Here is a 23,927-nt window from a genome sequence, read left to right as displayed (position 1 = left end):
CCCTGCCTGACCCGGACCAACGAGTCCGGCAGCTTGCCCTCTTTTTCAAAAGAACAGTCGAAGCGGATTTATTTAGAACGCTTCCATTTTTGAATAATTCTACATTATCTCATCATAGACTGGACTGTTTCTAATCTTCCCTTACGACGTTGACAGCGGGGAACCAGGGGCATAGCCAAGACCAACCGAGCGCCACCGCCGAGTGCGTTCGCTCCATTGCAAAGCCGCTGATCCGCCATGATCGAGGAGGAACTCCGCCCCATGACCAGATTTGCTCGCCGGGCCGCTCTTGCCCTGACCACCGCTTCTGCCGCCATGATTGCGGCGAATGCCGGCGCGGCCGACGCGCCGACGCCTGAAGCCGTCCTGAACACCTATTCGGACATCGCCCTTGCCGGCTACGAGGATGCGCTGGCGAAGGCCAAGGCCTTGGACGAGGCCACCGACAAGCTGATTGCCGATCCGAGCGAAGAAACGATGCAGGCGGCCCGCGAAGCCTGGAAGGATTCGCGACCGAGCTATCAGGAGACGGAAGCCTTCCGGTTTGGCAACGCCATCGTCGACGACTGGGAAGGTCGGGTCAACGCTTGGCCGCTGGACGAGGGCCTTATCGACTATGTCGATGGCAGCTACGGCTCCGAATCCGATCAGAACAACCTCTACACCGCCAATGTCATCGCCAACGAGTCGATCACGGTCGGCGGCGAGACGGTCAACGTGTCGACGATCACGCCCGATTTGCTTCAGGACAAGCTGCAGGAAGCCGGCGGCATCGAGGCGAATGTCGCGACGGGCTACCATGCGATCGAGTTCCTGCTCTGGGGTCAGGATCTGAACGGCACCGATGCCGGGGCCGGTGATCGTCCCTACACTGACTACGCCAGCGGTGAAGACTGCACCAACGGCAACTGCGACCGCCGCGGCGAATATCTCGATGCCGCGACCGACCTTCTGGTCACCGATCTCGAAGAGATGGTGGCGAACTGGGAAGAGGACGGCGCCGCGCGCAAGGCGCTGCTCGACGATCCGAAGGCGGGCCTTTCGGCCATCCTGACCGGCATGGGCTCGCTCTCCTATGGCGAACTCGCCGGCGAGCGCATGAAGCTCGGCCTCCTGCTGCACGATCCGGAGGAAGAGCACGACTGCTTTTCCGACAATACGCACATCTCGCATCTTCACGACGCGATCGGCATCCGCAACGTCTATACCGGCACCTACGAGCGGATCGACGGTTCGATCGTCGAAGGCCCCGCGATTGCCGATCTGGTCGCCGCCGAGGCGCCGGACGTCGACGAGGAGCTGAAGGCCGATCTCAACGCGAGCGTTGAAGAACTTCAGGCCGTCGCCGATGCCGTGGAAAATGGTGAGGCCTACGACCAGCAGATCGGCGAAGGCAATGACGAGGGCAATGCCCGCGTCCAGGCCGCCATCGACGCACTGGTGAAGCAGACGCGGACCATCGAGCGGGCGGTGGCCGCACTCGATCTCGGCAATGTCACGATCGAAGGCTCCGACAGCCTCGACAACACCGACGCCGTGTTTCAATAAGCCGCGGGCATAGGGGGCGGCCGCTTCGTTTTCGGGGTCGCCCTCGCCTGTCACGAACATGTAAGGACAGGGTCGCTTCGCGGCCCTTCCGCGTTTCTGTCGCAAGAACGGAGAGGCGAAATGCGTTTCGCCACGAGACTGGCTCTTTTTGCCACCGCGATCGCCCTGCCGGCGGCGATCCCCATTTCAGCGGCACTCGGCGTGGACAACCCGGTCCGCGCCGATCTGACCGACAAGGACCTTGCCAGGGTCCGCGCCGTCACCGAGCCGACGACGGATTTTTCCAAGCCGGAGAAGTTCGAGACCATGCAGGCCGGGGCCGCGACCTCGACCAAGCTCGTGAACCGTGACTCCTTCAGCCATGTCTCCGCCAATCAGACATTTGCCGGCGAGGATCAGTTCAAGCTCGGCAATGCGTTGTTTCGCAAGCTCTGGGTCTCCGCCCCCTCATCCACCGAGGCGTCCGACGGGCTGGGGCCGCTTTACAATGCGCGCTCTTGCCAGGCCTGCCATCTGAAGGACGGACGCGGCCATCCGCCGGCGCCGGGCGAGACCGCCTCGTCGATGTTCCTGCGGCTGTCGGTTCCGCCGAAGACGGAAGAGGAGCGCGCCAAGCTCGCCAGCCGCGAATTCACCCGCATCCCCGAGCCGACCTATGGCGGGCAGCTTCAGAATTTCGCCGTGTCGGGCCTCGAACCCGAAGGCCGGATGGTCATCGAGTATGAGGAAAAGCCGGTCACGCTCGGCGACGGGACGGTGGTCAATCTGCGCCATCCGACCTATTCGGTCGCCGATCTCGGCTATGGCGCGATGGCCGAAGACGTCATGCTGTCGCCGCGCGTCGCGCCGCCGATGATCGGGCTCGGCCTCGTCGAGCAGATCGAGCCGGCCGATATCCTCGCCCTGGCCGACCCGAACGACGCCGATGGCGACGGGATCTCCGGCAAGCCTTCGATGGCGCGCGAACCGGAGACCGGCGAACTGGTTCTCGGCCGTTTCGGCTGGAAGGCGACGACACCCTCGATCAAGGTCCAGTCGGCGGAAGCCTTTGCCGGCGATATCGGCATTTCGACGCCGCTTGTCACCGATGCCTTTGGCGAATGCTCGATCGCCCAGACCGTCTGCCGCGATGCGCCGTCGGGCGTCCAGGAAAGGCTCGGCGAAGTGGAAGCGCCCGACCCGATCCTCGACCTCGTGACTTTCTACTCGCGCAACCTCGCTGTTCCCGCCCGCCGCGACGTCGGCGACGAGACAGTCCTGCGCGGCAAGGAAATGTTCTATTCGGCGGGCTGCGCATCGTGCCACACGCCGAAATTCGTGACGTCGCGCGACGCGCCCGACAAGGCCCAGGCCTTTCAGCTCATCTGGCCCTATTCGGACTTCCTCCTGCACGACATGGGCGAAGGACTGGCCGACAACCGTCCGGTAGGAGACGCCTCGGGCCGGGAGTGGCGCACGCAGCCGCTTTGGGGTATCGGGCTGACCGAGACGGTCAACGGCCACACCCTCTTCCTGCATGACGGGCGGGCGCGCAATCTGACCGAGGCGATCCTCTGGCATGGCGGCGAAGCCGAAGCCTCGCGCGACGCCTATGCCGCCATGGACAAGGCCGATCGCGAAGCCCTGCAGGCCTTTCTGGAGTCGCTGTGATGGATTTTTTTGGACGCCATCAGTGGGGCCGCACGAGCGGCCAAATGCGTAATGCCATGCACGGCTACCCCCCTCTGCCCTGCCGGGCATCTCCCCCACAAGGGGGGAGAAAGGCCTTTACGGAAGCTGGCTCTCCCCACTCTCCGCCCTTGCGGGGGAGATGTCACGAAGTGACAGAGGGGGGTGACCGACAGTCGCCCCATCCGCGGCACCGGCAAACTCGCGGATATCTCGCCGTTAGCGTTCGCGGCATCTTCACTGGATTGGCCTTGCTCCTCGGTGCTGTCGGCGCCGTCGCCCAGGAAGACGGTCCACCCGATCCCAGCACCGCGACCGCCGAGGAAAAACTCCAGGTCGTCCAGAACGCGATCGATGGGGCGATCCGCCCGGGCTACGCGGCGTTCTCCGAGGCCGCCGACGAAAGTCTGATCGCGATGGAGGCGCTCTGCGCGGCGCCGGGCGAGAGCAATCTCGACAACGCCCGCCAGAGCTTCGCCGAACTGGTCGACACCTGGTCGCGCATCGAATTCGTGCGTTTCGGCCCGATCATGGAAGACAACCGGATCGACCGCATCCTGTTCTTCCCCGATCGCCGCGGCATCGGGCTCAGGCAGGTCCAGGGCATCCTCGGCAATGACGACAAAAGCGCCGCGACGGCCGAATCCCTGGCCGACAAATCGGTCGCGGTCCAGGGGCTCGGTGCGTTGGGATTCGTCTTGTTCGGCAGCGACGCGGAGACGCTGGCGACCGGCGAGGCCGCGTTCCGCTGCCAGTATGGCCAGGCGATCGCGGGCAATCTCGCGACGATCGCCGCAGCCGTCGAAGCCGGCTGGGCAAACAACGACGAAGGCGTGGTCGCCCGACTGACGCAGCCAAAATCCGATGATCCCGCCTATCGCAGCGCCGACGATTCGCTCAAGGAGATCGTCGGCATCTTCATCAACGGGTTCGAGGCGGTCCGCGACCTGCGTCTGACGCCGCCCCTCGGAGAGACGGCCGAAAGGGCGAGACCCAAGCTCTTCCTGTTCCACCGCGCCGACCTGTCACTCGCATCGCTCGAAGCGAATTTTGCCGGCATGAAGGACTTGTTCGTGGCCTCAAACGTCGCCTCGCTGCTGCCGGAGCAACAGGCCTATCTCAAGGACTCGATCCTGTTCGAATTCGCCAATGCCGCGACCACCTTCGAAAAGCTGGCTCCACCTCTGAGCGAAGTCGTCACCACGCCGGAAAAGCGACAGAATCTCACCTATCTCCTGATCGTCACGGACAGCCTGCAAAGCCAGTTCGCCAACCAGCTCTCGCCGACTCTCGGCCTCTCGGCGGGCTTTTCGGCCCTCGATGGCGACTGATAATTCGAACGCACGCAGTTCTCACGAGAAATGTTCAGGAACCGACCGATGAAACCTCTTGCGGGCGCGGCTCATTCCCACGGCCCGATGATCGAGCGCCGGAGTTTTCTTGCAGGAGCCGGCGCCCTGTTCTGCACGGGCCTCGCGCCGCGCGAGGCCGAGGCGCTGGAGCGCGCCGAGGGCCTCTTTGCGGCTTCCTGCATGCGCCGGGATGGCAGTTTCGGCTGCGCGATCTTCTCCGATCGGGGCGAAGTCGTCTCCTCGGTCACCTTGCCGGATCGCGGCCACGATGTCGCCTTTGACCCTATCTCTCGACGGGCCGTTGCCTTTGCCCGCCGTCCGCGCACCTTTGCCATCATCTTCGATCCGTTGAGCGGCGAGACACTTCAGACGCTTTCGTCTCCTGAAGGTCGGCATTATTTCGGCCACGGCTTCTTTTCGCCGGATGGCCGGCTGATGTATGCGACCGAACATGACTACGACGCCGCTCGCGGGCTCATCGCCGTCTACGACGTTGCCGCCGGGTTTCGCCGGATCGGCGAAGTCGACGCCCACGGCATGGACACCCATGAAGCGCTGCTGATGCCGGACGGCGAGACCATCGTGCTCGCCAATGGCGGCCTCGAAACCCATCCCGACTACGGCCGGCAGATCCTGAACTTGCCGACCATGGAACCGGCGATCGTCTTTCTCGACCGCAGGAGCGGCGATCTGATCGACAGGATCCCGGTCTCGCAGGACATCCACAAGCTTTCGCTCCATCACATCGCGATCGACGGAAAACGCCGCGTCTGGTTCGGCGGGCAGTATCAGGGCGCCGCGTCCGACGCGCCGCCGCTGGTCGGCTTTGCCGAGCCCGGAAACCCCCTCTCCCTGACCGAGCTGCGGCCAGACGATCTCGCATCGCTCGCGAACTACATCGGCTCAGTCGCGGCAAGCCGCGACGGAGAGCGGATCGCAGTCTCTTCACCGGTGGGCGATTCGGTCCTCATTCTGGACGCTGCGACCGGCAACGTCCTGCGCCGCCTCTCTCTGACGGACGGCTGCGGCCTGGCACCGGACGGCGCGGGGTTCCTCGCCACGAATGGCGAAGGCAGCGTGCTGCGACTGGAGGAAGACGACCGACCAGCGCATGCGGAACTGCAATGGGACAATCACATCCTCGCCCTCGGGTGACGCCCCACTGCACGCCGCCGATCTTCAGATGCGACACGGCTGAACGCCACGCCTTCGTGCTGACAGTCGGGCCGCGCTGATGTCCTACCTCTCCGGCCCAAAAGACGATATTGCGGCAGGCCCGGTCGATCTCCATATGCCTGAAACACAGGATTTCAGGAGAAGCTGATGGCCGAAACGGTGAAGGTCGACATTCCCCACAAACTGACGCGCGAGACCGCGCGGCAGCGCATCGAAGGCGGCTTTGCCAAGCTGCGGCAGGACGTGCTGGGCGGCATGGTGAAGTTCGACGATGTGTGGACGGGCGACCATCTCGACTTTCGCGCCCGCGTCATGGGCCAGACCGTCACCGGTCGCCTCGACGTTCTGGACGAGAACGTTCACGTCGAGATCGATCTGCCGAGCTTCCTCGCTGCGATCGCCGGAAAGCTGAAGGGCCGCCTGGAAAAGGAAGGCCACCTGTTGCTGCAGAAGAAGTAAGGAGCCCGGTGGCGGCAGAGCCGCCGGCTCGCCTGGCCGGGCTGAAAGGCGCTATTGCTGCGGCATGCCCATCAGCGTCGCCTTCTCGGCCTTGACCGTTCCGCCGTTCTCGCCGGGTTCGATCTCGAGGATTTCGCCCAGGCCCGGGACGGTGGAGCCCACCTGAACGCGCCAGAGTTCTCCGGGCGAAGCCAGATGCGCTTCGTCGCCGAAGACCATCACGATCGAGAAGTCCTGGGGCTTGAGTTCGCGCGGCCTCACCAGTTTGGCAACCGGCATGGCTTCGACCGGCGCGGCTTCTTCGGACGACGCCTTTGCCGTCGAGCCGACCGCGATCGGGTCGATTTCCACTTCGACCATCTTCTGAATCAGCAGCCGGTCGAAGTAACCCGGATTGGTGTAGGAGATGAACGTCACCGCGGTGAAGAAGGTCGTCGAGAACAGGAACAGCCCGAAGGACAAGACCTTGACGACGCGATCCGAATTGTTGGCGGCCTCGATCTCGGAAGCGGTCGGTGCAGACCTCGGCTTGAGACCGGCATTGGCTTGAGTACTCGGCATGAAGGGCCCCGAAGCGACAAGTGACGCGCCGGAGCGAGAATTGTCGGCTCCGACGTCGGGGAGAATGGCAGCCGGTGGTTAATCTTTTGTCGCTGCGCCTTGCGGGGCCGCGAGCAACTGTCCGCAATTTGCCGAACGCCGGAAAAGCTTTTTCAAAGAAGTTTCCTTATGTTGAAGCTTTTCATGGCTAGGACGGCCGCTCATGACAGAAGGTCTCGTCAGTCACGGCAAAGCCGAAAGCCGGATTGCAGCGCGTCGTCGCACGCGATTGCGGCCCGTCAAGATCGCAGGCCCCTCGCGCCGGTTCCTCGACGAGGGAACACTGGTGGATCGCTCCGCCGGCGGCGCCAGGATCCGGCGGTTTTCCGACTGCCGGCTCCCGACACGCATCCTGGTGCTCGACGAAGTGGAGCGAAAGTTCCTTCAAGCCGCCATCATATGGTCCGAAGGCCGCGAAATCGGGGTCCGGTTCGTCGGCCAGGAACTTGCTCCGACGCACGCCGACATGCTTCGACTGACCGGACGCTACTACGCCGTGTCCGGGTAACCCGAAAACACACCCTCGCCTAGCCGCCCTTGCCGCCGCGGGCTTCCTTCTTGGCGATGTAGTCGAACTGTTCGACGAGCAGTTCGTGGACGAGTTCCTGTTCGTAGCGCTTGTTGACGGATTCCTTGATCGAAGTCGTCAGCTCCGTCAGATCGAACTTCTCGGGATGATCGAAATCGAAATTGTCGGCGGAATAGAGCCTTCGGAAGACCTCGTCGAGAATGAACGGATCCGGCGGAACCTTCAGGGAATTCCCGACCTTGCCGTCGATCGTGTAGACGAAGCGCGCCAGGATGTAGCCTTGGATCGCCTGGTCCGAGATCATCGGAATGGTAACGCTGTCGGTGCTGCGATAGTCCAGACCTTCGAAATAGGTCGGTTCCTTCTCGGCCTCGGCGACCGGCTCGGGGGCGAAGACCGAGGCCATCACATAGCTGGAGCCGAGGGCGACGATCGCCGCCCACACTCCCACGGCGATGAGCTTGATCACGGCGCTCAGCCCCTGCGGCCAATGGTCGAGCTGTAGGTGCCGTCGGATTCAGCCGCAGCGATCGTTCCGGCGATCACGTCGGCGATATGATGGCTCGCCTTGACGTGGAGATCAAGAACCCGCTGGTTTTCCTCGAGCGCCTTCTTGAGTTTGCCCAGACGCGACTTCACCTCCGGCTCGGGTTCGGTCTTGGCGAAGGCCCGCGACAACCGGCTGAGTTCGAGAAGGCAATGGTTCTTCCGCGAGGTGATCTCCGAAAGGGACTCGCTCGACTTCCCGCGCAGCGCGTCGATCTCGATCGCCAGGATCGTCTCGAGGCGTTCGGCTGCCTTGTCGATCGCTTGATACATGATTGCCGTCCTCTCCGATGGCGCCGGACGCAGCCCGCGTCACCCAGCCCGATCAATGATATCTCTGCGGCCCGGCGCGCGGGCCTGATGTTACCTGCCCGATGTCTTCGCCGCGGCTGCGAGCGTTTCGTCGTCCCTTGCGGCGAGGTTCGAAAGGCCATCTCGCGCGGCGCGCTCCGCCTCGAACTGATTGGCCAGACCTTTCTTCTCTCCGATCATGTCGGCGATGCCGATCCCGCCGCCCTGCGCAATCTCCTTGCCGATCTCCTCGGCCAGCATCGAGCGCCAGATCTCACCAGCCGTTCCCTGGCCGAAGAATTCGCCTTCCGTGCTCGGCAGCATCGTTTCCACGAAATTCCGCAGGACGAAGCCTTCGAACTGCTCCAGGGGCGAAACCTTGCGCGCCTCGTGCTTGACCAGTGGCCGGATCTCTTTCGGCATGTCCGTGGCGCGGGGCGAGTCGTTCTGACTCGCGGCGACCGTCTCCAGTTCGTCCGTAAACGCACCCGAAGTCGCCGATGACGCTTCGGTCTTTCCCGCCGCCGCAGGCTTCGAAGCCGGCTCGGCCTGCTGCGCGCGAGCCAGAAGAGCGGGGTTGAGCGCGGAGATCGAAGAGATCGTCATGGTCTGTTCTTGAAGCCGCGAGAAAGTTGGAGAATGCCGGTCAGAGCGTGCGCCCTTGTCGGATCGGTTCTAGTCCGGCGGGCTTATTCGAAGCTTGATGCGGTGCGGGCGAGGAAGGCATCGATCGCCGCATCCCGTTCGCCGGCTTCGGCCTCGGAGTCGGCCTGGCGGCGTGTTCGGTCCCGCGTCTTCTCGATGCTCTTTTCGACCCGGCGCACGGCGCGCAGACGCTCTTCGGCTTCCGCCTCCTGGTGAGTCAGCGTCTTTCGTTCCGCATCGTTTCGCCTGAGATTGCTGACCTTGGCGGAGATGAACAGGCCGTGCAGTGCGTTCTCGGCTCCTAGGCTCGACAGGAGTTCGCCATCACTCTTGTCGAGGGCGACGCGCTGCTCGCGCAACTGGCCGATCCGCCATTCTTCCAGAAGGCGCTTCTGCGCCTGGACCTTGAGAATGCGCTCCAGGCGCTTCATTCGACCTTTCGCATCGCTCATCCGTTGAGAACCCAGTTCTGGAAGTCTTCCATGAAGAGAAGCATGAAGTCACTGAATGCGTAGGCGAACAGCACGACGCCGCCGGCGAGAACGAAGGGCAGCGAGATGAAGTAGATCGGGATCGTCGGCGTCAGCTTGTTGGCGAGGCCGATCGCGAAGTTCACGATGATCGAATAGAGAATGAACGGGCTCGAGATCCGCAAACAGAGCAGGAAGGCTTCCGAGAGGTTGTCGGTGATCGCCGCGAGGCTGCCGCGGGCGCCGAAGCCCAGCGCCGGCTGCATCGCCGAATAGGATGCGACCAGGGCCCGGGCGATCTCGGCGTGAAGGTTCAGGACGAAGATCAGCGTGGTCGCCGTCATCGTGATCAGGCTCGAGATCGCCGTCGACTGCTCCTGCTCCTCGATCCCGGCGCCCAGCGCGTTACCCATGCCGATGCAATTGGCCACCAAATGGCCGGCGAACTGCAGCGCGACCATGAAGCAGCGGCCCAACAGACCGATGAAGAAGCCTATCATCAGCTCCGAGACCATCAGCTCCAGCCATTGATTGTCATTGGCGTTCTTCACCAGCGGGCTGAGGGTCGGCAGAACCGCCGGCGACAGCGCGAAGGAGATCGCGAGCGCCACGAACAACCGCACCTGGGTGGGGATGCGCGCGGAGGAAAATCCCGGCAGGACGAGCAGACAGGTCCCGACCCTGCAGAAGATCAGGAACAGCGAAAGAACGACCTCGGGAAGGTCGGCGATCACGAAATCGAGCCGATCGAACGGATGTCGACACCGCGCGCGATCTCGACATGAGACAGGACCGGCAGATTGACGAAGATCCGCTCGATCATCATCCGCACATAGGGTCGCGCTTCGGGAGCCGAGACCAGCGCAAAGGATTCGCCCTGATCCATCTTCTCGCGGATCACCTTGGTGGCCTCGCCGGCGAACTGTTCGACAAGACGCGGATCGATGTCGAACTCGACCACATCGCCCTTGGCGTCGCGCTTCAGCGCCTGGTGGAACGCGAGATCCCACTGGTTTCCGAGGCGAAGCACGGAGAGCTTGCCATTGTGCAGAAGGTCGCCGCAGATCTGCTGGGCCATGCGCATGCGCACATGCTCGACGATCTGCTCGGAGCGCCTGACATGCGGCGCGATCTCCGCGATCGCTTCGAGGATCAGATTGAGGTTCCGGATCGAGACACGCTCGGCCAGCAGCAGCTTCAGCACAGCCTGCAGACCCGAATAGGACATGTGCGTGGGGACGATCTCTTCGATCAGGCGCTTGTATTCCGGCTCCAGACGATCGAGCAGCGTGCGCATGTCCTTGTAGGACAGAAGCTGCGCCAGATTGTTGCGGATGACTTCGGACAGATGGGTGAGCACGATCGACAGCGTGTCGATGGGCTCGAACCCCTGGCGCTTCAGTTCGGTGGAGAAGGAGTCCGAAACCCAGGCCGCCCGCATGCCGAAGGCCGGCTCCTTGGTGACGTCGTGCGGCACATCCGGGCCCGGCGCATCGCCGAGAACGATCATCATTTCGCCGAGGCGCAAGGGCTGGGAGGCGATCGTCGTACCATGAACTCGCAGCTGATAGGATTTCGGGTCGATGGTCAGGTCGTCGGACAGCTTGATCTCCGGAACCACGAAACCGTAGCGGCTGGCAAAGCGCTTGCGCATTTTCTGAACGCGGCGGGCGAGTTCCTCCCGCTTGGCCATCATGTGCGCCGAGGTCTGCTTGCCGAGGACCAGCTCGATCTCGACGATCTTCAGGGACTCCTTGACCGAGTCCTTGGTGGCTTCGTTGGCCAGCTTCTCGTCCTGTGCCTTCTTTGCGGCTTCGACGGCCTCTTCCTGCTTGCGCTGCTTCGGCACCGTGTAGGCGACGAAGGCGAGAACCGCAGCGACGCCCATGAAGGGAATGAAGGGCAGGCCCGGGAGGAAGGCCAGAAGAGCCATGAGCGCCGCTGCCACGGACAGGGCCCGCGGGTAGAAGCCGAGCTGGCCCATCACTGCCGTCTGCGCAGCGCCGCGCGTGCCGCCCTTGGAGACCAGCAGGCCGGCCGCAAGCGAGACGATCAGTGCGGGAATCTGCGATACGAGACCGTCGCCCACCGACAGCTTGGTGAAGACATCGGCGGCGCTCGAAGCGTCCATGCCGTGCCGGGTGATGCCGATGACGATGCCGCCGAAGACATTGACGGCGGTGATGATGAGGCCGGCGATGGCGTCGCCGCGCACGAATTTCGACGCACCGTCCATGGAGCCGAAGAAGGAGCTTTCCTCCTCCAGCTCCTTTCGCCGGCGCTGGGATTCCTTCTCGTCGATCAGGCCGGCGGAGAGGTCGGCGTCGATCGCCATCTGCTTGCCGGGGATGGCGTCCAGGGTGAAGCGCGCGCCGACCTCGGCGATACGCGTCGCGCCCTTGGTGATCACCAGGAAGTTGACGGTGATCAGAATGACGAAGACGACGATGCCGATGAAGAAGTCGCCGCCCATGACGAATTGCGAGAAGCCGCCGATGACATGACCGGCGGCGTTCACACCCTCATGCCCCTGGGAGAGGATGACGCGCGTCGTCGCGATGTTGAGGGAGAGGCGCAGCATCGTCGCCAGCAGAAGGACGGTCGGAAAGGCCGAAAATTCCAGCGGCTTCTGAATCCACAGCGCGACCATGAGGATCAGCACCGAGAGGGCGATCGAAAGCGCCAGCCCCATGTCGATCATGAAGGAGGGAATCGGGACGAACAGAACCGTCAGGATCGTCACGACGGCGACGGCGAAGCCGATTTCGCGGTTGCCAGCCTTCGCGTCGGCGGCGTCCGCCTTTTCCTTGTCGCCAAGACCCGGCTTCAGGATATCGACAGCCATCCAGCACCTCTCCAAATCCTCGAAGAGCGTGCGCGGCGCACACACCTTCTGGATCGGTTTGGTCGCAGATCAAGGTTGCTTCAGGCTGTTCTCGGCGGGGGCAGAGATGGCGGTGCGGCCATTCAAGCCGGCAACGCTCGACAGCTACCGGCCGGGCTCCATTCTTGCGTCCGCTCGGCTGATGGATGCCAAAAAGAAACCCGCCATCCGGGATATCGAACGGCGGGAGGTAAACGGCTCTGCTGGAAAATTCAGCGTCGGCTCAGCGGTTGAAGCCGGTCTCGATCCGAGAATAGGATTCCTGCGTGAAGGCGTAGACCTGAGCGCCGGTGAAAGACGCGGTCGTCGCGATCACGATGAAGATCCCGAGGATCTTCGGCACGAAGGTCAAGGTGACTTCCTGGATCTGGGTCAGCGCCTGGAACAGCGCAATGATCAGGCCGATGCCCATGGCCGCAGCGACCGCCGGGCCGGAGGCCGCGACGATGGTCCATACGGCGGACTGCACGATCTCGATGGCTTCCGCTTCATTCATCGGGCCTACTCCACCCGCGTTCCGTTGCCGAGGAGAATGGAGTTGCCGTTCGAGAGCACGGCCTCCACGCCCGCGGTCGTGACGCGCACGGCCGAAACCGATCCGCTCGTCAGTCCGTCGGCGGAGGTGACGGTCCGGCCGATCAGCGTATCGGCCTGCGTCAGGGCGGAGACCGCCATCATCGAGTCGAGCTTGCTGTTCGTCTGGATCGCCTGCTCGACCGAGGAGAAGGTCGCGAACTGCGCGACATATTCCGTCGAAGGTGTCGGATTGAGCGGATCCTGGTTCGACATCTCGGCGACCAGCAGCTTCAGAAACGCGTCATAGTTCATTCCGTTTCCGGAAGTGGCGGCAGTCAGCCCCGAATTGTTGGCCGCATGTGTGGTGTTGGTTGACGTAACGGCGCCGACAGCCATGATCTATGCTCCTGCTGCAAGCCGCATGGGCGGCTGAAATTCGGTGACATTCGAGCTCGCATCGTCACTCTCGCCGATGATGCGATCCTCGATCGGAATCATCACCCGGATGCGCTTCAAGGCTTCGAAGGAGCGACCGCGGTCGATGAGCTCCTGGACTTCGAGCAGACCGTCGATGATGTCACGGTTGCTGTAGGTCTTGAGCATCACGGGATAGGTCTTTTCGAAGAGCTCCCGCGCCGCGTCGATGGTGTTGGGATCCATCAGCATCATCTGCACGATGAAGTAGAGCTGGCGCATCGGGGTCTTGGCCTGGTCGGCCTGCATGACGTGGCTCTCCAGGAGGAAGGTCACATCGTTCAGGAACTCCAGGGTCGTCTTGCGATCGACCTTCAGGACCGCACCATTGACGAAGATCCGTTCGCCGGCTCTCAGGGAAATACGAAGCGTCGCCATCTTCAATTCAGTCCATCGCGGATGAGGGTGGTGATTTCGATGATGCCGGAGAAATTGTTCGAGCGACCGAGCCGGATCGCCTCCGCCTCGCGCATGATCCACAGACCGATCGAGATCAGTTCGGCGCGCAGCGTTTCCGGCAGGCCGTTCTCGACGCTCGACAGATCCTCGACCAGGATCGCCCACAGACTGCGCGTCATGTAGATGGCCTCGATGGCATCCCGTGAGCGCGGGCCGTTCTTCTGGGCTCGCTGCAACAGCTCGATCGAATGGTCCAGCGCCTGCTTTTCGCGCTCACGTGCGTTGATCTCCGTCTCCTCAGAGATTTCCGCATAGGAGAACTGATACATTCCTACCCCTTGATCCAGCCCGATCGTCGATCGCTTTGCGACGTTTGGGCTATTCGATGCTGCTGCTTGTGATTGGTTGGCCGCGGCCGATCTCGTGCCGGCCGCGTTGGTCGCGGATGCTGGTCAGAATTGCGCGCCGGCGAAAGGCCTGTCGTGCGCCTGGGCACGTGTCAGAAGGGGGTGGACCTGCTCGCGGATCGCGCCGGTCTTGATGCGACCCGGATGGGACGCCGGCAGGTCGGACACAGCCATGGCCGCGTTCCAGACAAGAAGTTCGAAGACCCGCCGGTCGCGTTCGCCAAGGTTCGGAAAAAGCGCCCCCCGACTATGGCTACGATCACCTGTCATTGTCGCTCGTCCTTCGAAGATTAGATGAAGTTGAGGAGGCTCAACCGCGATATTCTTGATGTCAGAGCATAAGATGTCTCCAACAGCGTCGTCAGGTTCGTCACCCGTGTCGCCGCCTCGTACTGGTCGACCTCTTCCAGATCGGAGATCGAGGCCGTCAGCACGTCGCTACGCGCGTCCAGTGTCTCGTTGGCGAGGTCGAGCCTTGCCTGGCTTCCACCGATCTCCGCCTGAAGCCGGGTCAACTGGCTCAGTCCGAGGCTCAGAGTTTCGATCGCGCGGCTTGTGAGAAGCTGGCGTGCCTCCTCGTTCATCTCGGCGGCGCCAAGATCGGCAATCATCACGTAAGCCTTGGCGATGTTGCGGAACGCATCGTCATTGGCGGAATAGGAAACCTTCAACGTTTCGCTCTGGCTGATGCGGTTTTCGATCACGCCATCATCGGCGTTGGACCAATTGTCGGTCCAGCCGCCACCCACGCCGGTGGTGAAGAGGTCTTCGAAATCGCCGTCGAGGAAAGCCTCGAGATCGCTCGCAGTGATGCTGCCGACACTGGCGTCGTTCTGGGCGAAACCAAAATTGGCCGAGAACGCGGCGGCGGTGGCTGCCTGGGCTGTCGAACCATCGACATAGTGCGCTGCCGCCCCTCCCCCCGTCGAGGTGAAGCTGATCGACGCCTTGTCGGTCGCCGCACCGGAGAACAGGAACCGTGCACCGGCAGACGTGTTCAAAGATCCCGCCAGCCCCTGCAGACTGGCTTCGGCCTGCTGGATGTTGGCGAGCGTGCCCGGATCACCGGTGCCGTTCGCCACGAGAGACGAAAGGAACTCGTCTCCGGTAGCCGCGATCGAATCCATGGCCGTCTGCATCGAGGCGAAACGCAAGGCGATGATCGCGTTGGTGTCCAGCTGCCGGTCGATCGTCTCGCGCTCGGAGCGCAGGGATATCGCCTGGTTGGTCCTGAGACCGAGGGAAAGGCCGACATCGGCGAGGCGCCCCGTCGTCGCTTCCTTCTGAATGATCTGCAGTTCCCGCTGAATGCTCGATACCGCGCTACGCGGCGACGACAGCATCGAATAGCTGGAGACGAGAAAATTGGTCATGGCTTGTTCCCTCAGGCGATCGCAATGATGGAGTCGATCATCTCGCCTACGGTCGAAATCAGCTTGCTCGAAGCCTGATAGGAGCGCTCGAGGTCGAGCAGGTGGGTCATTTCCTCATCAAGGTTGATCCCGGTCGCATCCGAGAGAACCTCTTCCGCGCGTGCCAGCACGCTCGACTGGTAGTCGACATCGTCATGGGCGATGGAACGCCTGTCCTCGAGCCAGCTGATCGACGAGGCGATGTAGTCCGAGATGGTGCCCGACGTACCTGCCCCGAGGCTGCCGTCGAAGCTCCGCTGCGCACCGAGATTGTCGAGAAGCGCGTTGAGGCGATCGGCGAAGCCGCCGACATCATTGACATTGTAGTCGATGCCCTGGCCGGAAATATTGCCGTCGCGCAGGAGCAGAGGATCGGCCTGGACACTCGCAGCCACGCTGATCATGCCGGCGAGACCGGTCTTGTCCGTAACCGTGGAAAGATCCGTGGTGGTTCGGTCGGCCCGGATGGAGAAGAGACCGGAATAGCTGGTTCCGCCAAGGTCCGTCTCCGCAAAGGCGGAAACGAGCGTCGAGGCGATCTCGTCCAGCTGTCCCTGGAAGGTGACAGCCGCCTCGTCACGAAGCTCGAGCAGGCCGGCGACGCTGCCGGACTTGATCGGCATCGCGGACGACGAGCCCGACACGCTGACGCCGTCGATCTTGAAACTGCCGCCGACGACCGATGCATCGTAATTCGGCTGGGCAGTGAATTCGACGAGCCGCGGCCGCGTCTCGAACAAGGTGATGCCCGAGTCGGTATAGAGCGTCATGTCGTTGTTGGCGCGCATCTGGACGTTCAAGCCAACATAGGACGACAGTTCATTGACGATCTGATCTCGGCGATCGAGGTCGTCCGTCACGTCCTGACCGGTGAGCGAGCCCGAGACGATCCGCCTGTTGAGCCCTTCGAACTCCGAAAGCAGGCTGTTCATCTTGCCGGCGGCATCTGCCAGCTTTCTGTCCGCGTCTTCGCGCGCGGCCTGCACGGCACCCGTCGCGCTGTTGAGACTGCGCACGACATCGGCGGCCGCGTTGACGGCAGCTCGCGCGGTCTGGGAATCTTCCGGTGTCACCGCGTATTGCGACAGCGCCGTCATCAGGTTGGTCAGCCGGGCCGCCGGGGACTCGATCGAGTCCGTGTCCCCGACGACGCTTCGGATGGAGTCGAGGCCGGCCCAGGTCACTTCGGCTGCCGCGAGTGCGGAATTTGCCGTCGTCATCGAGCGAAACAAAGCCTGATTGCTCGACTGGGAGACCGAATGGACCGACACCCCGCCCAGTACGGATGTGGTCTGATTGGCGTACTTTCGCGTCGCCGTGGGGTTTTCGGCATTGGCGACGTTGCGCGACACCAATGCCGATTGCTGCGAGACGGCGGCCAACGAGGACCGAGCGCTCGTGAACGCGGAAAGAAGTGACATCGTGGATTATTCCGTCTCGCGCCAGCCGAACTGGCGGATCAGCGCTTCAGATTGATGAGGACGTCCAGGATTTCCGAACCGGTCTGGAAGACCTTCGAATTGGCGCTGTATGAACGCTGCGATTCGATCATTTCGGTCAGTTCGGTCGCAAGGTCGACGTTCGACTGCTCGACGGCGCTGGAGAACAGGGTTCCGAAGCCGTTGGAGCTCGGCAGACCGTATTCCACGTCACCGGAATCCAGAGTCGCGGAATAGACGTTACCGACGCCTGCCTGAAGTCGATCCGGACTGGTGAAGCGCGCGAGATTGATCTGATAGAGCGAAACGAGCGTGCCGTTGTCCATGACGCCGCTCAACACGCCATCATCGCCGATGGAGAACTCGCTGAAGTAGCCCGGAGGGTTGCCGTTCGACGAGACCTTCGCCGAAAAGTCGGTGTCGTATTCCGTCAGGGACCCGAAATTGACCTCGACGGTATTGCCGGCCGCGAGCGTGAAGCTCTGGGACAGCGTCGAGAGATCGACGGTCGGAAGGCCGGTGGTCGGATCGAACTCCACCGTCTGGTTCAAGGTGGTCGTGCCGTCGGTCAGCTCGATCGTCCAGGCGCCGTTGGTGGCCGGCGCGGTCGTGGCGTCGCCCTGGACACTCTTCGTGAGGTTCATCGTCAGCGTGATCGGCGAACCGATATTGTCGTAGACGGTGATGGTGGTCGTCTTGGTGTCGCCAACCGAAGCCGTCGAGGGAAGCTGCAGGTTCAGCGAGGATTCGGTCGTCGGGGCCGGAGCGACGAGTTCGCCGACGGGCAGCTCGATCGGGCCCGTGGTCCCATCCTCCAGCGACGTGCCGGTCAGGCGGTAGCCGGCCGCATTGACGAGATAGGTCGTCTGAGCGCCGTCGGCCGTCGAGGTCTTCTGAACGAAGGAGCCCGCCCGGGTGTAGAATTCGCGACCGGTGTTGTCCTCGACCACGAAGAAGCCGTCGCCCGAAATCGCGACGTCGGTCGACGAAGAGGTCGCGGCGATACTGCCCTGCTGGCTTACATACTGCCGGGTCTCGGTCTTGACCGAACCGGAATTGTACTGCCCGCCGGACTGGGCGATGACCAGCGTCGAGAACTCGGCCTCGCTGCGCTTGTAGCCGTCCGTGGAGGAGTTGGAAATGTTGTCCGAGATGGCCGACAGGCGGTTGGCCTGCGCGTTCATGCCGGACACACTGGTTCTGAAAACGCCATTAATGCTCATGGGCTCGTGCTCCGTATCCCTACGCGTTGAGTGAGAGATAGGCGACTAAGCTTGCGCCTAGCTGTTTAACGCCCGAGTTCGAAGCATTATCCATAAAGCAAGAGCGCCTCGCCAAATATATTTGGCGGGCGCTCTGCATTAATACTTTATCAATATTTAGATGATTACTCGACGCCGATGCCGTACCCGAGGTAACGCTTGGACGACACGGGATCGTAGCCGAGGCGCATCTTCAGCTTCTTGCGCAGCTTGGAGATGTGGCTTTCGATGACGTTCTCCTCGACGTTCTCGTCGAATATGCCGTAGATGGCGTTGAAGAGCTGCTGCTTGGAGACGCGGCGGCCACGGTTGGCAACCAGATACTCCAGGATACGGCGCTCGCGGCGCGGCAGCGCCATGGACTTGCCGGCAACTTCGGCATCGCGACCGTCCTGGTAGACGCAGATCTCTCCCACGATCGTGCGGGTCGCTTCGGCGTTCTCGCGGCGGCGGATGGCGCCGACACGGGCCAGGATTTCCTTCACATGAACCGGCTTGGCGACGACATCGTCGACCCCGGCTGCGAACAGATCGAGCGTGCCGTCGAGATTACGGCTCTCGGAAAGAGCGATCATCGGCGCGGTGGAACGGGTCCGGATCAGCCGCGGGCAGCCGCCGCGCTCGTCGAAGTCACCGAGCAGGAAGGCCTCGACCGCTGAAATGTCCGCCTCAGGTGCCGTCTCGACCCACTCGCGGAACTCATCCGCGTGGAACGTCGCAGTTGAGACACCCTCTCGCGCAAAGAGCGACTGATAGCCATTGGTGACGAGTTCTCGGTTGTCCACGACTACGATCATTTTACCCCTCCGTCCGCCGCGTTGTTGGTAAAGAAACGGTAACCTGACCCCAGTCTTGCTCCAATCCTGAAATTTAGTGATCTGTTAACCCTATCGCTCGCCCTTCGCGTTAACCATTTGTTTTCCCTTTGGAATTTTTTTGGTTAATAAATCATTAATTGTACCTTTTCACACTCATGGCGCGATAAGGCCGTGTGTCCGGTGGCCAGAGTGCCACACGCAAGCCCTGTCATCTCAGAGATAGACATAGGGACCTTCCCGGTTCTGGCCCGGCCGATTGTCCGCTGCAGGTCGGTCACCGTCGAAAGGCCGGCCCTGTTGCCGCGATGCGCCCTGTCGTTGGTCGCCGCCTTGCGACGAGGACTGGCCATTCGAGCTTGCGCCCTGCTCCCCGCGAGACTGGTTCGAAAGGGTGGCCTCGCCCTGGGTCTGGCCTTGCCCGGAACCGGCTTTCGTCGCCGCTGCATCGCGTGAGCCAAGAGTCACCGTAGCCTCGTCCACGTCGAAGCCAGCCGACTTGAGAAGGGTTTTCAGCCCTTCCGTATCGTCCTTGAGGCTCGCCGCGGCCTCGGCCTCGGTCGCTTCGATGTGGACGGCGAGCTGACCGTCGATCAGCTTCAGCGTGACATTGACCTTGCCCAGGGTTTCCGGTGCCAGTTGGATCTGGATGGTCTTCAGCGCCGCACCGCCCGCGCGAAGCCGGGTGCGCTCGGCGTTGGCGGAGTGATCCGAAGCCGGAACCATCTGCGAGAGGGCATTCGATACGGCCTTTGCCACCTGGTTCGAAACGGTGGGTTTTGCGAAGGCCTGCTCCAGCGTGTCCACGTTCGCCTCGCCCTTGCCGACGGGACGATTGGAAGGCGTTTCGGCTTCCCCGGTCTTCTTCCCGTCGCGAACGAGGTTACCGAGCTCGCTCATGCGCGGAAGCACGTCCTGCGAAGCGAGACGGGTGGTTTCGCTGGTGCTTGCGGCGTTCTGAGCTGGCTGCGGAGCGGTTCTGGGCGCCGCCTCCGCCTGTCGGTTGCCTGCATCGGCTGGCGCTGCGTTGCGCGGCTGCTGTTGCGCAGCAACGTTTTCTCGCGCGTTGGGTCCGTTCTGCGATCCGGAGGTAGCAAGCGGATCATTCTGCGCCATGGGAGTCGCGGATCGCGCGGCGGACGCCTCACCGGATACGGCTGAGCGCTGCATCTGACTGGGCGTGCCATCGCTCCGGCTGGCCGGTGTATGGTCTTTCGAAGCAGCAGCCGGCATTCCGGATTGATCGGCCGAAGACAAACCGGAGGCGGCGACAGGCCGACCGGTCTGGGAGGCTTGCGTCGCCGGCTGCTCACGGACGGGCAGGCCTGGAGACGTCACGGATTCAGTCTGCTGACGAGCTGGCGAGACTGCCCGTTCGGCAGGAGCGTTGGTCGTGTCGATGGAGCCGCGACCGGCTCCCTGAGGGTCAGAGGATGGTCCCGCCACCGGCGCAGAGGATGCCGCCCGCTGGAAGACGTCCCGTGGCGCTGTCGGCTGGCGATCAACGGCTCCTTCCGGGGCCCGCATGCCGGACGAGCCCGCAGCGCGGGCGGTTTCGTCCTTCGTGGCATCCCGAGAAGCGGAAGGTTCGAAGGCGTTCACCATGTCCCGCCGATCCGGAACCTCGGATCGTGGCATCTCGGAACCGACGTCCATCGGTGCAGCGGCGTTACCTGCCGATGGCGCAGCCGTGCGAGCACCGCTCTCGCCGGCCGAACGCGACGCGGCGGCCGGCGCTGCCTGACGGTCGCCCTGCGGAATCTCTACCCGTGCGCTTGCATTGCCGCCCTGGGTAGCGTTTCGACCTTCAACTGCGGCGGGTCTGCCGGCAGCATCGCGCACCGACGTGCGCGAGCCGTCGGTCGCGGCCTGTGTGCCCCGTGACGGCGCCTGCTCTCTTTCCGTGGCCGCAGCGCCCTTGGACGCGGGCATATCTGTGCGCACACCGCCATCGGGGAGCGTGCGTCGGCTCGCGTCCAGATTGGCCGCGGGGGACTTGCCGGCCTCGGCAGACGTCGTCTGCGGCCGCCTGTCACCGCCAGCTTCGAGGGGAGAGTTCGACGCCTCGCGGCGCGGGGCGGCGGAGGGCGAAGTCGGTTCGCTGGCCCCTTGCTGATTGAAGCTTGCCGCGGCTTGGGTCGACCTTCTGGCCGCGGCGGGTTCGGCAGCGGTCACGGGACGGGTTGCGGCGGATGCCCGGGAGCGATCTGCGCCGACAGACGCGGTTGCCGCGCCAGCGACAGTTGCAGTTGCCCCAACTGAGGGGCCAGCCCGAAGGTCGACGCCTGGCAGCGGGGTCGCAATCTCACTGGCACGCAAGGCACTGGGCTGGCCCACCGTAGCGGAGTTTGTCGCCCCGCGTCCGGCAGCCGGCTCGGGCGCTTGCGGTGTCTGGCTCGGCGTGGGTGTCCGTCCGCTACGGCGTGAAGACGGTTCGAAGTCCGTGCGCATGGAAACCATGTCGACGCGGCCGCCCAGACCCAGCGTGCGCTCGCCGCCGGCCATGCTCGCCGACGTTCCATTCGTGCTGGGTCCAACGACCTTTTCGGCTCCCTCGGTCGGGACGTGTGTCGTCGTCGCGATGGTCGGTCTTGTGGCGCCATCCACGGGTTGCGAGGCAGACGCGCGCGACGCAGGGATCCCGGGCATGGCCTGCTCGCGCAAGGCAGACTGCATTCTTGGCGCGATGGAAGGCATATCCCGAGGCAAATCGGAAGCGGCGGCAGCACCCTGCTTGCCCCTCGAACCTGAGGCGATCGTCGCAGAAGCAGCATTCCCCCGAGGATCGGCGGGCAATGGCGAGCCGGCGCGAGTGTCAGCGAGGATCGCGTCGCTCGCCACGCCGCGGACTGCGGAAACGGTCGCATCTGCCTGGACACCCTGCGGCGCCCGCCCGGCAGATGCGCCCTTGTCCTCAACCGGAGCTTTGGCCTCTCCCGGCGCAGTGCGCCGTACAGTCTTGCGCGTGTCGGCGGTGTCCTCGACCTTGGGAGTCCCCGTTCCGGCGGCCTGCGACGCCAGTCCGAATCCGCCGAGGATCGCTGCCAGCTTGGCGTCGGGCGACACGGTGGAAGAACCTGCCGTTTCATCCTGCGGCGTTTCGACAACCAGCTGGGGGCGACCGACCGTCACGATGACGCGACCGTTTTGCGTCGGCAGTGGTTCCTGCTTGGGCTCCACCTTGGCGGTCTCTTCCGGCAGAAGGATGCCAAGGCGCCTGGCGTTTTCTTCGGCCGACAATTGGAGCGCGACTGTCGAGGTCGTGACGGCGCGTGCGCTCGTCTCGGCCTCGAATATCTTCCGAAAACCGGGGTCGGACTCGACGGTGATCGGAGCGAACAGCGAGCGACTGGCGTGAATGTCGGACTGCTGTGCTCCAGGCAGCGCGTTTGCCTGTCGGGCACCCTGCATGAACGAACTGGACGCGAAGTCGCCGAACATCCGGTCGAGAGCCAGCCTGGAGCGCAGAAAGGGACTGGTCTCGCGGTTGGTGCCGGCTTCGCCGTCGTCCTGTCCCGCTGTTTCGGAGGGCTTCTGTCCCTCTGTCTTCGGGGCCTTGGCAGACGCGTCCTCGACGGGGTCCGGGCCTTCGATGGACGACGGCCGGCCAGCCGGGGAATCCTGAGTGGTCGCGACCTTGCCTTCATGCCGGTCAATTTTCGGGGCTCGGTCCGTCGCCTGCTGCCCTTCGAATGTTGTCCGGCTTTTCGCACCAGGGCGCGTGTCGCTATCCGTGTCGGTCTCGTCCCTGTGCGCCTCGGCGCGTGCATCGACTTCGGGCTCGGCCTGTCTGGAAGTGCGGGCGGCAGTCTGCGCCTCGCGCTTCTGACCGGCCGAGGATGCAGCCTTGCGCTCCTTGCCTTCGGTCCGAGGCGCCGCTGTCTTTTCGTCGTCCGACGAAGTCTTCCCCTTCAGAAGCGATTCGAAACCCTTGCCATCGTCGGCAACCTGGCCGCGGCCGCGGTCCGCCGACCGTGCTGAAGAAGCCGTTCCGGCCTCAACGGAAACGCGCACCGGCAACGTCATTGATCCAGTTCCTTAAGGTCATTGCGAACGGCGTCGAGAACGGAATTGGCACGGTCGAGGACCGATGTGTCGAGCGCGGTCTCCGACATCAGGTCCTCTGGATCTCTCGCTCTGTCCGTCATAAGTGGTTTACGGATTTCCCCAAGAACGCCAAAGGCGGCGTCCAGCAGTTTCTGGTCCGCGACGTGAAGCTCGTCACGGTTGATCGCCTTCAGCGAAGCGAGTGTCTCCGTAGTATCGCGCTCCGTGAGGGTGGAGGCGGCCTGGTACAGTTGCGCCCGCTGCCGGGCGGACTTGCTGACATTGCCGATCTTCATCGCTTCGTCGGCCGCCATTCCGCAAAGCTTCAGGTTGCCAGCCACGAGGGCCCGCCTTCCAATCGAAAGATAGATGTCGATCTGCTGATCCGGCGGGATCCGGGTGACGGCGTCGGCGATGGTCGCGATGGTCTTTTCTTCAGAACCGGCCGGACGGGCGACATATACTGATGAAAATCTGGCGCGAAAGTTACCTGCGTAAACAGATCTGTAGTAACGATCAAAATAAAGACGAGCATAGCGATCGGCCTTATCCGTATCGCCGTGATGCTCCGCGAGCATGACGCCCAGGCGCAGCGCCGCCTCTTCCAGGAGGGTTCCGGGTGCATCCAGCATGACGCGCTCGAGCCGATTCAGGGCCTCCGCCGGGTCCTTCTTCTCGACGAGTTGCGCCACGGCGAGATTGACCTGCGCGCCGAAGACGGGCTCCATTTCGTCAACGTCGAGTGACGAAAGCAGTCTCTCGGCCTTGCGGATATCGTTCTCGACATAGGCGAGCGCCCCTTCGAGAAGCGCCTCATCGGCCTCGTCGAAATCGACCCTTGCCATGATCTTGCGAAGTACCGAGGGCGGACCGCCGCTCAGAACGAAGAGCGCCGCCGCGCGAAGATTGCGTCGATCCTTCCAGACATCCGGCGACGTGCGCTCGAATGTCGGGCCGAACCACCGAAGTAGCTGGGACTGCACGCGGT

24 protein-coding genes are annotated in these 23,927 nt (G+C 63.3%); 6 read left to right on the top strand and 18 right to left on the bottom strand.

The features are described 5' to 3' along the window. Positions 1-261 precede the first annotated feature (261 nt). From MF134_RS11020 to MF134_RS11000, 5 genes are all read left to right on the top strand, one after another. Positions 262-1,548 carry an imelysin family protein gene (locus MF134_RS11020; RefSeq protein WP_255339503.1) on the top strand — a complete coding sequence of 429 codons (1,287 nt, stop codon included), beginning with the start codon at positions 262-264 and terminating at the stop codon, positions 1,546-1,548. 120 nt (positions 1,549-1,668) lie between these two features. Further along, positions 1,669-3,198 carry a di-heme oxidoreductase family protein gene (locus tag MF134_RS11015; RefSeq protein ID WP_255339502.1) on the top strand — a complete coding sequence of 510 codons (1,530 nt, stop codon included), beginning with the start codon at positions 1,669-1,671 and terminating at the stop codon, positions 3,196-3,198. A gap of 269 nt (positions 3,199-3,467) precedes the next feature. Further along, the gene (locus MF134_RS11010; RefSeq protein ID WP_255339501.1) at positions 3,468-4,547 is read left to right on the top strand and encodes an imelysin family protein; all 1,080 of its coding nucleotides are present in this window, start codon (positions 3,468-3,470) and stop codon (positions 4,545-4,547) included. 48 nt (positions 4,548-4,595) lie between these two features. Then, complete coding sequence (locus MF134_RS11005; protein WP_255339500.1) at positions 4,596-5,723, top strand: DUF1513 domain-containing protein; 1,128 nt, start codon at positions 4,596-4,598, stop codon at positions 5,721-5,723. Positions 5,724-5,891: 168 nt separating this feature from the next. After that, a complete protein-coding gene (locus tag MF134_RS11000; protein WP_255339499.1) occupies positions 5,892-6,203 on the top strand; it encodes a polyhydroxyalkanoic acid system family protein in 312 nt (103 codons plus the stop codon). Positions 6,204-6,254: 51 nt separating this feature from the next. Here MF134_RS11000 and MF134_RS10995 read toward each other — a convergent pair whose 3' ends face one another. Continuing rightward, positions 6,255-6,764, bottom strand: coding sequence for a hypothetical protein (locus MF134_RS10995; protein WP_255339498.1), 510 nt, complete (start codon positions 6,762-6,764; stop codon positions 6,255-6,257). Between the two features lie 202 nt (positions 6,765-6,966). On the opposite strand from MF134_RS10995, the gene MF134_RS10990 reads away from it, so the two are divergent. Continuing rightward, positions 6,967-7,311, top strand: a complete 345-nt coding sequence (locus tag MF134_RS10990) for a hypothetical protein (RefSeq protein WP_255339497.1) — start codon at positions 6,967-6,969, stop codon at positions 7,309-7,311. Positions 7,312-7,330: 19 nt separating this feature from the next. Here the strand turns inward: MF134_RS10990 and MF134_RS10985 are convergent, their stop codons facing one another. The 17 genes from MF134_RS10985 to MF134_RS10905 form a co-directional block, all read right to left on the bottom strand. Then, entirely contained in the window at positions 7,331-7,801 is a 471-nt protein-coding gene (locus MF134_RS10985) for a hypothetical protein (RefSeq protein WP_255339496.1), read from the bottom strand. Between the two features lie 5 nt (positions 7,802-7,806). Further along, positions 7,807-8,151: a hypothetical protein gene (locus MF134_RS10980; RefSeq protein WP_255339495.1), complete on the bottom strand. Its 345-nt coding sequence runs from the start codon at positions 8,149-8,151 to the stop codon at positions 7,807-7,809. A gap of 90 nt (positions 8,152-8,241) precedes the next feature. Beyond that, on the bottom strand, positions 8,242-8,775 hold the full coding sequence (locus tag MF134_RS10975; protein WP_255339494.1) for a rod-binding protein: 534 nt from the start codon (positions 8,773-8,775) through the stop codon (positions 8,242-8,244). A gap of 83 nt (positions 8,776-8,858) precedes the next feature. Further along, entirely contained in the window at positions 8,859-9,245 is a 387-nt protein-coding gene (locus tag MF134_RS10970) for a hypothetical protein (protein WP_255339493.1), read from the bottom strand. 17 nt (positions 9,246-9,262) lie between these two features. Further along, the gene (locus MF134_RS10965) at positions 9,263-10,018 is read right to left on the bottom strand and encodes a flagellar biosynthetic protein FliR (protein WP_255339492.1); all 756 of its coding nucleotides are present in this window, start codon (positions 10,016-10,018) and stop codon (positions 9,263-9,265) included. Further along, positions 10,015-12,129 (bottom strand): flagellar biosynthesis protein FlhA, encoded by a 2,115-nt coding sequence (flhA, locus tag MF134_RS10960; protein WP_255339491.1) that lies wholly within the window; start codon positions 12,127-12,129, stop codon positions 10,015-10,017. Before flhA ends, MF134_RS10965 begins: the two co-directional genes overlap by 4 nt. Before the next feature lie 262 nt (positions 12,130-12,391). Then, positions 12,392-12,664 (bottom strand): flagellar biosynthetic protein FliQ, encoded by a 273-nt coding sequence (locus MF134_RS10955; protein ID WP_255339490.1) that lies wholly within the window; start codon positions 12,662-12,664, stop codon positions 12,392-12,394. Between the two features lie 5 nt (positions 12,665-12,669). Then, positions 12,670-13,080: a flagellar hook assembly protein FlgD gene (flgD, locus tag MF134_RS10950; protein ID WP_255339489.1), complete on the bottom strand. Its 411-nt coding sequence runs from the start codon at positions 13,078-13,080 to the stop codon at positions 12,670-12,672. Between the two features lie 3 nt (positions 13,081-13,083). Beyond that, complete coding sequence (gene flbT, locus MF134_RS10945) at positions 13,084-13,536, bottom strand: flagellar biosynthesis repressor FlbT (RefSeq protein WP_255339488.1); 453 nt, start codon at positions 13,534-13,536, stop codon at positions 13,084-13,086. A gap of 2 nt (positions 13,537-13,538) precedes the next feature. Further along, positions 13,539-13,886 (bottom strand): flagellar biosynthesis regulator FlaF, encoded by a 348-nt coding sequence (gene flaF / locus MF134_RS10940; protein WP_255339487.1) that lies wholly within the window; start codon positions 13,884-13,886, stop codon positions 13,539-13,541. 123 nt (positions 13,887-14,009) lie between these two features. Continuing rightward, positions 14,010-14,234: a hypothetical protein gene (locus tag MF134_RS10935; RefSeq protein ID WP_255339486.1), complete on the bottom strand. Its 225-nt coding sequence runs from the start codon at positions 14,232-14,234 to the stop codon at positions 14,010-14,012. Positions 14,235-14,254: 20 nt separating this feature from the next. Next, positions 14,255-15,337 carry a flagellar hook-associated family protein gene (locus MF134_RS10930; protein ID WP_255339485.1) on the bottom strand — a complete coding sequence of 361 codons (1,083 nt, stop codon included), beginning with the start codon at positions 15,335-15,337 and terminating at the stop codon, positions 14,255-14,257. 11 nt (positions 15,338-15,348) lie between these two features. Further along, positions 15,349-16,797 carry a flagellar hook-associated protein FlgK gene (flgK, locus tag MF134_RS10925; protein WP_255339484.1) on the bottom strand — a complete coding sequence of 483 codons (1,449 nt, stop codon included), beginning with the start codon at positions 16,795-16,797 and terminating at the stop codon, positions 15,349-15,351. Positions 16,798-16,835: 38 nt separating this feature from the next. After that, positions 16,836-18,038 (bottom strand): flagellar hook protein FlgE, encoded by a 1,203-nt coding sequence (locus MF134_RS10920; RefSeq protein WP_255339483.1) that lies wholly within the window; start codon positions 18,036-18,038, stop codon positions 16,836-16,838. 164 nt (positions 18,039-18,202) lie between these two features. Beyond that, a complete protein-coding gene (locus MF134_RS10915; RefSeq protein WP_255339482.1) occupies positions 18,203-18,874 on the bottom strand; it encodes a response regulator transcription factor in 672 nt (223 codons plus the stop codon). A 234-nt stretch (positions 18,875-19,108) separates the two neighbouring features. Further along, entirely contained in the window at positions 19,109-19,792 is a 684-nt protein-coding gene (locus MF134_RS10910) for a flagellar hook-length control protein FliK (RefSeq protein ID WP_255339481.1), read from the bottom strand. 3,122 nt (positions 19,793-22,914) lie between these two features. Beyond that, positions 22,915-23,784: a hypothetical protein gene (locus tag MF134_RS10905; RefSeq protein ID WP_255339480.1), complete on the bottom strand. Its 870-nt coding sequence runs from the start codon at positions 23,782-23,784 to the stop codon at positions 22,915-22,917. Positions 23,785-23,927: the final 143 nt, after the last annotated feature.

The sequence above is a fragment of the Jiella marina genome (genome assembly GCF_024359545.1).
Taxonomy (GTDB): Bacteria; Pseudomonadota; Alphaproteobacteria; order Rhizobiales; family Rhizobiaceae; genus Jiella.
This window is presented reverse-complemented; position numbering and strand designations above follow the sequence as displayed.